6 protein-coding genes are annotated in these 10,280 nt (G+C 62.5%); 3 read left to right on the plus strand and 3 right to left on the minus strand.

Annotated features, from left to right (window positions below):
* From VGU61_RS06655 to glgB, 3 genes are all read right to left on the minus strand, one after another.
* On the minus strand, positions 1-760 hold a 760-nt coding region (locus VGU61_RS06655; protein WP_326858322.1), incomplete at its 3' end, for an STAS domain-containing protein.
* Positions 761-1,056: 296 nt separating this feature from the next.
* Positions 1,057-2,331 (minus strand): glucose-1-phosphate adenylyltransferase, encoded by a 1,275-nt coding sequence (gene glgC / locus VGU61_RS06660; RefSeq protein WP_326858323.1) that lies wholly within the window; start codon positions 2,329-2,331, stop codon positions 1,057-1,059.
* Between the two features lie 83 nt (positions 2,332-2,414).
* Complete coding sequence (gene glgB, locus VGU61_RS06665) at positions 2,415-4,613, minus strand: 1,4-alpha-glucan branching protein GlgB (RefSeq protein WP_326858324.1); 2,199 nt, start codon at positions 4,611-4,613, stop codon at positions 2,415-2,417.
* A 553-nt stretch (positions 4,614-5,166) separates the two neighbouring features.
* Between glgB and VGU61_RS06670 the strand changes: the two genes are divergently transcribed.
* The 3 genes from VGU61_RS06670 to VGU61_RS06680 all read left to right on the plus strand — a co-directional run.
* Entirely contained in the window at positions 5,167-5,766 is a 600-nt protein-coding gene (locus tag VGU61_RS06670; protein ID WP_326858325.1) for a DUF2760 domain-containing protein, read from the plus strand.
* On the plus strand, positions 5,763-7,646 hold the full coding sequence (locus tag VGU61_RS06675; protein ID WP_326858326.1) for an Hsp70 family protein: 1,884 nt from the start codon (positions 5,763-5,765) through the stop codon (positions 7,644-7,646). The genes VGU61_RS06670 and VGU61_RS06675 overlap by 4 nt, the downstream gene beginning before the upstream one ends.
* A gap of 2 nt (positions 7,647-7,648) precedes the next feature.
* The coding region (locus VGU61_RS06680; RefSeq protein ID WP_326858327.1) for a hsp70 family protein at positions 7,649-10,280 on the plus strand (2,632 nt) is incomplete at its 3' end.

The raw sequence follows: 10,280 nt of genomic DNA on the forward strand, positions 1-10,280 counted from the left end.
CGAGATGCACGATGGTTTGCGCAATCTGCGGCCGGATGCCGCTGATGATGCAGTCCGCGCCCATCAGGCGCGCGGCGGCGATTGTCTTCAGCAGATGCTGCGCGACCAGGGTATCGACCGTCGGCACGCCGGTAATGTCGATGATGGCGATCAATGCGCCGGTATCGACGATCTTCTGCAGAAGGTTCTCCATCACGACCTGGGTGCGCGCACTATCCAGTGTGCCGATCAGCGGGAGGGCCAGCACGTTCTTCCATAGTTGTACGACCGGCGTAGAGAGTTCGAGCAATTCCTGCTGCTGGCGCAGGATGACCTGCTCGCGGCTTTTCTGAAAGATTTCGATAGTGTAAAGACCAAGGTCGTCAAACAGTACGCTGGTCTTCGCCGTCTCCGCCGACAATGCCTGCGGGTCTTCGGCCAGCGCCGTGCGCAGGTAGGCGAACAAAGGCGTTTTCAGTGAAAAGACAAAGTTGGCGGTCTCGATTGGTGAAAAACCCTGTCGTGCCCGCGACTGGGAAATATCGGCCAGCAAAGCGCGGGTCTCTTCCCACGCACCCGACTCAATATTGGCAGTACTGTCGGTCTCGATGGACTTTGCCAGCAAGGGCAGAAATCGTGAGGCCTGCTGGCGCATCTCGGCTTCGGCGCCGGGGTCGCGCCTTACCATCCGTTTCTGCATGCTGTCGAGCCAGCTCGCGAGCAGTTCATTGTGATGTTTTGTGATGACGCCAGCCAGTTGGCTACCTTCTGTTTTATTCATGCATTTAGTCCAAGCGAGTGCATCCGTTCATCTGGTCCGGAAGTCATTCCGGTCTGCAATGCGAATGCTTGATTTTGTAAGACAACTGTTAAAGCAAAGAAACAGTCGAGCGGTCGAAGAGATTCTGACTACGAAGCGATTAACAAGTTTAACAGCAGGCAAAGTTAATTTGGAAATGGTGCAGGACGGCATGATGATCGACAAGTTCTTGCACCCTTGCCCGCAAATGAAAAGGTCGTGCCGGGCGGACGTCTGTTGCATCGCAGGAACTGTTGCTCAGTCTTCGAGCCGCTTCATCATTTCAGCTTCGCCAGCATTTCGCTCGTCACCAGCACAACGCCGTTCTCGGTGCGATAAAAGCGCTTCGCATCCTCCTCTGCGTCTTCACCGATCACCAGTCCTTCCGGCAGCTTGCAGCCGCGGTCAATGACCACTTTTTGAAGGCGGCAATGACGGCCGATCTCGGTATGCGGCAGGATCACCGTCTGAGTGACGGTGCAATAGGAATGGATGCGCACATTGGAAAACAGGACCGCCTGGGTCAGGTCGGAACCGGATACGATGCATCCGCCGGAAACCAGCGTGTTGGCCGTCTTGCCGTGCGCCCCGCTTTCATCCGGCACGAACTTCGCCGGCGGGAGTTGTTCCTGGTAGGTCCAGATCGGCCAGTCGCGGTCATAGATATTCAGTTCCGGCATATCGGATGCGAGGTCGAGGTTGGCTGACCAGAACGCATCCACCGTGCCGACGTCGCGCCAGTACGGCTTCATGCCGGGGGTGCGCGGCACGGACGACAGGTTCAGCGGATGCGCGAGCGCACGTCCTTCGCTGACCACCTTTGGAATGATGTCCTTGCCGAAATCATGGCTCGACGATTCATCGGCAAGATCTTCATCGAGCAGCCTGTAAAGATAATCGGCATTGAATACATAGATGCCCATGCTGCCGAGCGCGGTATCGGGCTTGCCGGGCATGGCAGGCGGATCGGCGGGCTTTTCCAGGAAGCTGGTGATTTTGCGGTCCTCGCTGATGGCCATGACGCCGAGCGCGGTCGCTTCCATTCGCGGCACTTCGATGCAGCCGACTGTGCAATCCGCGCCGCGCTCGACGTGATCGAGCAGCATCAGCGAGTAATCCATCTTGTAGATATGATCGCCGGCGAGGATGACGACATACTCGGGACCGTAGGACCGGAGGATGTCGATATTCTGGTAAACCGCGTCCGCCGTACCCCGGTACCAGTACGCTTCGTTTACCCGCTGCTGCGCGGGCATCAGGTCGATGAATTCATTCGCCTCACCGCGCAGGAAATTCCAGCCGCGTTGCAGGTGGCGCAGCAGCGAATGGGATTTGTATTGCGTCAGTACGCCGATGCGGCGGATGCCGGAGTTGATGCAGTTCGACAGCGCGAAGTCGATGATGCGAAACTTGCCGCCGAAATACACCGCCGGCTTGGCGCGTTTGTCGGTCAGTTGCTGCAGGCGGGAACCTCTGCCCCCGGCCAGCACGAGCGCGACGGTGCGCTTTGGAAGCTGGCGGGCAATAATCAGTTTATCTATCGTTTGGTCCATCACGGTCTCTCTTAAGTATCGTTTGTAGGTATCGTCTTTATTTGTCTTAAAACCTGCATCCCAGTTGCTTCGAATTCTTCTTTTTATCCATCCAGCCGCAGCATCACCGTGGCCAGTGGCGGGACGGCGACGGTCAATGAATATCGACGGCCATGCGATGCGATGTCCTCGGCGGCAAGCATGCCGTTGCCGAAGCCGCTGCCGCCATAGACGACGTTGTCGGTGTTGATGATCTCGCGGTAGCTGCCGGACCGCGGTACCCCGATCCGGTAGGCATGATGGGGAACGGGCGTGAAATTGGCGATGACCAGCATGAAGTCGCCCTGCTCGTCCTTGCGAATGAAGGAAAACACCGAGTTGTCGCGGTCGTCGTGCGCGATCCATTCGAAACCGGCACTGTTGCAGTCGAGCTGATGCAATGCCGGATAGGCGCGATAGACGGCATTCAGGTCGCGCACGAGTCGCTGCACGCCCTTGTGCAGCGGCTTGTCGAGCAGATGCCAGTCGATGCTGCGCTCGGCATCCCACTCGCCTTCCTGGCCGAACTCGCTGCCCATGAACAGCAGCTTCTTCCCGGGGTGTCCCCACATGAAGCCGTAGTAGGCGCGCAGATTGGCGAAGCGCTGCCATTCGTCGCCCGGCATGCGGCCGAGTATCGAGCCCTTGCCATGCACGACTTCATCGTGGGAGAGCGGAAGCACGAAATTTTCGCTGAACGCATAGACCAGGCCGAACGTCATCTGGTCGTGATGATGCTTGCGGTAGATCGGGTCCCTGACCATGTAATTCAGCGTGTCGTTCATCCAGCCGAGGTTCCATTTGTAATGGAAGCCGAGCCCGCCTTCCTGTACCGGGCGCGACACTCCCGGAAAGCTGGTCGATTCTTCCGCCATCACCGCGGCGTCCGGCCGTTCGGTCCGGATCAGGTCGTTGACGGTGCGCAGGAAATCGATTGCTTCAAGGTTCTCCCGCCCGCCGAAGCGGTTCGGCACCCACTGTCCATCCGCCCGGCTGTAGTCGCGATACAGCATCGATGCGACCGCATCGACACGCAGGCCATCGATGCCGAAACGTTCCAGCCAGTAGAGCGCATTGCCGGCCAGGTAATTGCTGACCTCCCGCCGTCCGTAGTTGTAGATCAGGGTATTCCAGTCCTGATGAAAACCTTCGCGCGGGTCGGCATGCTCGTAGAGATGCGTGCCGTCGAAACGGGTCAGCCCATGCGCGTCGGCAGGGAAATGGCCCGGCACCCAGTCAAGGATGACGCCGATATGGTTGGCGTGCGCGAACTCGACGAAGAAACGAAAGTCTTCGGGCGTGCCGAACCGCGACGTCGGCGCGTACATGCCGACCGGCTGATAGCCCCATGAGCCGTCGAAGGGATGCTCGCTGACCGGTAGCAATTCGACATGGGTAAAGCCCAGTTCGCGCACATAGGGAATCAGCTGCCCGGCGAGTTCGCGGTAATTCAGCCAGCCCGGCCCGACTCCCTCCTTGCGTCGCCAGGAACCGGGATGCACTTCATAAATGCTCACCGGCGCACCGGTCGAATTCGCCGCGCGCCGTTCCGGCCGCGGCAGGCAAAGCGCAGGCATCGGGTGCACCACCGATGCGGTTGCCGGCCGCAATTCGGCGCGGAAGGCAAACGGATCGGCTTTCAGGAGCCGTCCTCCGTCTGCGGAAAGGATTTCGTATTTGTAGAGATCGCCGGCGCCGACGTGCGGGACAAAGATTTCCCATACGCCGCATTCATGGCGCAGTCGCATCATGTGCCGCCGGCCATCCCATTGGTTGAAGTTGCCCACCACCGACACGCGCCTGGCGTTCGGCGCCCAAACCGCGAAGCTGGCGCCGACCACGCCGTCGATTTCGACGAGATGGGCGCCCAGTTTTTCATAGGGACGCCGGTGCGTCCCCTCGGAAAGCAGCCAGACATCCATTTCCCCCAGCACCGGTGGGAAGCGGTATGGGTCTTCGAGCAGGGATTCGTGTCTGCCCCAGTTCACCGCGAAACGGTAGGCGAACCTACTGCGCCGCCCCGGCAGAAAAGCGGCGAATACGTCGGTGCCTTGCTGCCGATGCATTGGCGCCAGGTCTTGTCCGCATTCCGCATCGATCAACCGCACTGCTCGCGCACCCGGAAGGAATGCGCGGACGACCAGACCGTCATCCAGCGCGTGCATGCCAAGGATTGAAAACGGGTCGCGGAGGTCTCCATCGAGCAAGGCACTGAGCGCCGCCTCATCGGTTGTGCGAACGGTGCCTGAAGTGTCGAGTGTCATCGGAGAATGCATTTGCTGAGTGTGGTTCCGGCGTCTTTTTTGTTATACGTGCCTGCCGTCGTCGCGCGACTGGCGCTGGGCCGCGATGGCGTTGATGGAACCGGCGTCGAATAATCATTGTAGTCAGCCAAACACCTCGCGGATGGGTGAGTTTCCCTCAGGCACCATGAAGCGCGTTGACTTACCGCAAATGGCGTGCCGTTAGTAAGGCGGCATGACGAAATCCTTCCGGCGGCGAAACGCACCGGTCGACGGGCGAAGGTGAATGAAAATATAATGTGCGCTGCAAAACGAGATGCGGCAGCAGCAATATGCCTCCCGTTTCCAGACTCTTCGCTGCGGGCAACCGGCCTTCTTTCCACTGCGGTGAACCATCCGTTTTTCGGCGGAATCTGAAGTAGTTCATCGCATGCGGGCCATGTGCCGCTTGTGTACCAGGACCCGCCCCTTGCTTTTCAGGCGCCTGCGCACAACATGGGCAAGATGCCTGCCGGATACTCCGGCGGCTCGGACCTTGTCCGGAGCGATTCAAAATAAACCAGGAGTAATAAAAATGGCTGACTCGAAGGCAAATCCGGAAACCGGCGCGAAACCCTCATTCCTGCGCAGGATTCCCCTCGCCATCGGTGCGTTCTTCCGCACTTTTTCCGACGTCGACTATGCGACGCATATCGATCGCCTGCGGCAGGGTGCGGCCCAGCCCGAACCCGAAGCCGCGACGCCGGAGCCACCGCCGGAACCCCCGAAACCGGTGCCGCCTCCACTGAAGGAAACACCCCCCGAGGCGGCGCTCCAGCTCTTGAGCCTGTTGCAGCGCGATGCACGCCTGATCGACTTCGCCATGGAAGATCTGAAGAATTATTCCGATGCGGAAGTGGGCGCGGCCGCCCGGGTGGTGCACGAAGGTTGCCGCAAGGTCCTGGGCGAGCATTTCGTCATCGCGCCGGTGCGCGAGGAGAGTGAAGGCAGCAACATCACCTTGCCGGAAGGCTTCGATGCGGCGATGGTGCGGCTGACCGGCAATGTCGTCGGGTCGGCGCCGTTTCGCGGCACGCTCACGCATCGCGGCTGGCGCGCGAGCGACGTCAAACTTCCCAAACTTACCGGCACCCATGACGCCACGGTGCTCACACCGGCAGAGGTGGAACTGTGAATACACCGCGCTACTCCATCGGCATCGACCTCGGTACCACGCACTGCGCGCTGGCTTATACCGACATGAATGCCAGCGACAACGACAAGACCATCCACGGCGTTCTCGACATTCCCCAGCTGACCGCGCCGGGCGCTGTGGAAGCGCAGCCCCTGCTGCCCTCCTTCCTATATCTGCCGCATGCCGACGAACTGGCCCCGGGCGAGCTGGGTCTCCCCTGGAGCGGCGAAGAGCGGGACGTCGTCGGTGAGCTTGCCCGCGGCCGAGGCGCGACCACGCCGATACGGCTGGTATCGAGCGCCAAGAGCTGGCTGTGCCACCCGGGCGTGGATCGCCGGGCGGCAATTCTGCCGAACGATGCTCCACCCGAAGTCGCCCGCGTGTCGCCCCTGGAAGCGTCCGTACGCTACCTGACCCATCTGCGTAATGCCTGGGATCACGCGCATCCCGATGCACCCTTCGGTCAGCAGGACGTCACCGTCACCATTCCTGCCTCCTTCGATCCGGCAGCGCGTGAACTGACGGCCGAAGCGGCACGGCTGGCGGGCTATGACGCGCTGACCCTGCTGGAGGAGCCGCAGTCCGCCCTCTACAACTGGATCCAGGCCAGCCAGGGCCGCTGGCGCAAGGAAGTCAGGCCGGGCGACATCATCCTCGTCGTCGATGTGGGCGGCGGCACCAGCGACTTCTCGCTGATCGCTGTCGTCGAACGCGAAGGCAACCTGGAACTGCACCGCGTCGCGGTGGGCGAGCATATCCTGCTTGGCGGCGACAACATGGACCTGACGCTGGCCCACGTCGTGGCAAGAAAACTGGCTGCGAACGGTACCCAGCTCGATCCCTGGCAGATGCGCGCGCTGACCTACGGCTGCCGCGCCGCGAAGGAAAACCTGCTGTCGGATTCGGATGTGCAGACCATGCCGATCGTCGTTCCCAGCCGGGGATCACGGCTCATCGGCGGATCGATCCGGACGGAATTGACCAGGGAAGAAGTGACCGCCGTCATTCTCGATGGCTTCTTCCCCCAGGTGGACGCCTCGGCGCGGCCGGCGACGCGCACACGGGCCGCGCTGACGCAGCTCGGCCTGCCGTTCGCCCAGGACGCCGCCGTGACGCGCCATCTTGCCGCCTTCCTTGGGCGTCAGGTGGCGGCATTAAGTGAACTAGAAGGATTCGCAGTCCAGACCTCCCAAGGAGGCAGCTTTCTGCATCCCACCGCGATACTCTTCAACGGCGGCGTGTTCAAGTCAGACATCCTGGCCCAGCGCACGCTCGCCACCGTCAACGGCTGGCTGGCCGCTGAAAACGCCCCTCCGGCGCGTCTGCTGTCGGGCGCCGATCTCGATCTCGCCGTCGCGCGGGGCGCCGCCTATTACGGTTATGTGCGCCGTGGGCAGGGCGTTCGCATTCGCGGCGGGACCGCGCGTTCGTTCTACGTCGGGGTGGAATCGGCCATGCCGGCCATCCCCGGCATGGAGCCGCCGATGCAGGCGCTGTGCGTCGCGCCCTTCGGCATGGAGGAAGGCACCGAAGCCGAACTGCAGACGCAGGAATTCGGCCTGGTGGTCGGCGAACCGGTGCATTTCCGCTTCTTCGGGTCCTCGACGCGACGCCAGGACCAGATCGGCACCATGCTCGATTTCTGGCAGCCGGACGACCTGCAGGAACTGGACGAGATCGAGGCGACGCTCCCGACCGAAGGACGGCAGCCGGGCGAAGTGGTGCAGGTGCGCCTGAATGCCAAGGTCACTGAAGCCGGTACGCTGGAGCTGTCCGCCGTCCCGCGCAGCGGCAGCGAACGCTGGAAGGTCGAATTCGACGTGCGCGGCAACAGCGAATCGCATAACGAATCCCATAGCGCAGCGCACGGCGGACAGTAGCAATGAAGCGGTTTGCGGTCGGCATCGACCTCGGCACCTCCAACACCGTGGTCGCCTATGCCGAATCCGGCAGCAACGATATCCGCCTTTTCGACATCGAACAGCTGATCGCGCCGGGAGAGGTCAAGGCCGCGCCCCTGCTGCCGTCGCTGCGTTTTCATCCCGCGCCCGGCGCGATACCGGCGGGCGACCTGCAGCTTCCGTGGACATCGGCAACGTCACAGGATCCGGCCGTCATCGGCCTCCTCGCCCGCAGGCTCGGCGCGCAGGTGCCGGGACGGCTGGTATCGAGTGCAAAAAGCTGGCTGTCGCATGCGGCGGTCGACCGTCTTGCGCCCATCCTGCCCTGGGGTGCCGGCGACGATGTATTGAAGGTGTCGCCGGTGGATGCCAGCGCAAGCTATCTCGCTTACGTGCGCGATGCCTGGAACTGGCGCTTTCCCGATGCGCCGCTGGAACAGCAGGACCTGGTGCTGACCGTACCGGCCTCATTCGATGAAGGCGCACGGGCGCTGACCGTCAAGGCAGCGCAGCAGGCGGGATTGACGCAGTTCCGGCTGCTGGAGGAACCGCAGGCCGCGTTCTACGACTGGCTGTTCCGGCACCGGGACAGTGTTGCCGCCGAACTCGCCCGGACACGTCTCATTCTCGTCTGCGATGTCGGCGGCGGAACCACCGACCTCAGCCTGATCAGGGTGGAACTGCAGGAGAATGAGCCGGTGCTGACCCGCATCGGCGTCGGCAAGCACCTGATGCTGGGCGGCGACAACATGGACCTGGTACTGGCCCATGTCGTGGAGGCCGGCATGACCGGCGGTCAGGGCGCGGGCGCCACGAGCAGGAAGCTGTCCGCCAGCAGCCTCTCACAGTTGCTGGAACGTTGCCGCGCCGCCAAGGAGCAACTGCTCGCCAGGGACGCACCGGAGAAGACCCTGGTCACCCTGCTTGGCGCCGGCTCCCGGCTGGTGGGGGGCACGAGCACCGTCGAACTGAAGCGGGCTGAGGTCGAACGCATTGTCGTCGATGGCTTCTTCCCCATGGTGGCGCCGGCCGAACACGCGCGGCAGCGGCGCAGCGGCATCGTCGAATTCGGCCTGCCCTATGCAAGCGATCCGGCGGTCACCCGCCACCTCGCCAGCTTCCTCCATCAGCATGCAGGAGCATCCCGCGAGGCATTGGGAACCGCGGATACTGCTGACGACGCATTGCCCGTCCCGGATACGCTGCTGCTCAACGGCGGCGTATTCCGCGCGCCTGCACTGGCTGCCCGGCTGGAAAGCACGCTCGCCGCCTGGCGCGGCGAACCGCTGCGGCTGCTCCATAACGAAAACCCCGATGTCGCCGTCGCACGCGGCGCGGTTGCCTATTCCCTCGCAAGGCAGGGCCGCGCGCCGAAAATCGGCGGCGGCTCTCCCCGCAGCTATTTCCTGATGGTCGACAACGATGCGAAAGTTGCACGCCGCAACGAAGCACCGGAGGAATCCGGACAGTCTGCCGCGGCAACCCCGTCGCACAGGGGTATCTGCGTGCTGCCTCGCGGCAGCGAAACCGGAAAGGAATTGCTGCTGCATGATCGGACGTTTGCCCTGCGCCTGGGTCGCCCGGTTCGTTTCCACCTGCTCTCGACGACCGCCGACGATGGGCCGCCGCCCCGCCTCGGCGAACTGGTCGATCTCGACAAAGGCGACTACTCGCCGCTGCCGCCCATCGCCACCGTGCTCCGCTCCGCCGGCGCTGCCGGAAAGCAGGAGGTCCCGGTGCGGCTGGCGACCACGCTGATGGAAGTCGGCACGCTTGAAATGCACTGTGTCAGCGCCAACGATGAAAATCAGCGATGGCTGCTTGAATTTCAGCTTCGGGGCGAGGTCGGTAACGACGACGGCAATGCGGCCGGGAAGCCGGCCGAGCATGCGCTGCCACCGCGCCTGGCCGACGCTATCGGCAAGATCGATCGTATCTTCGGCACCCGTTCGCAGAAAGTCATGCCGAAGGAGGTCAGGCAGCTCAGGGCACAGCTCGAACAGCTCATCGGCCGCCGGGAAAAATGGCCCACCCCTTTGCTGCGGCAACTGTTCGATGCGCTCATCGAGCGGGCGAACACACGCAGGCGCTCCGCCGACCATGAACGGATCTGGTTCAACCTGGCCGGGTATTGCCTGCGGCCGGGCTTCGGCTATCCGCTCGACGAATGGCGCATTGAACGTCTCTGGCCGATTTTCGAAACCGGCGTCCAATATGGCAATGATCCGCAGGTAACGGCGGAATGGTGGACGATGTGGCGGCGTGTCGCCGGTGGACTGGACAAGGATGCGCAGCTTCGGTTGCTGGATGATTTCGCATTCAATGTGCAGGAAGATGAAGCGGAACTGAAGCACCGCCCTCCCCATCTCGCCAAGGGCACGCATGACGACATGCTGCGTCTCGTCGCCTCACTCGAACGCATTCCGGCGAGTTACAAGACGGAGATCGGCGACTGGCTTCTCGACCGTTTCATCAAGCCAACGGCATCGCCCTCGCCCGCGCAGACGGACACCCTTGCTTTATGGGCAATCGCGCGCATCGGCGCGCGCAGCCTGTTTTATGGCAGCGCGCACGAAGTGGTGCCGCCCGACACCGTTACCGGCTGGCTCGACA

This window comes from Noviherbaspirillum sp. (assembly GCF_035944575.1).
GTDB lineage: Bacteria > Pseudomonadota > Gammaproteobacteria > Burkholderiales > Burkholderiaceae_D > Noviherbaspirillum.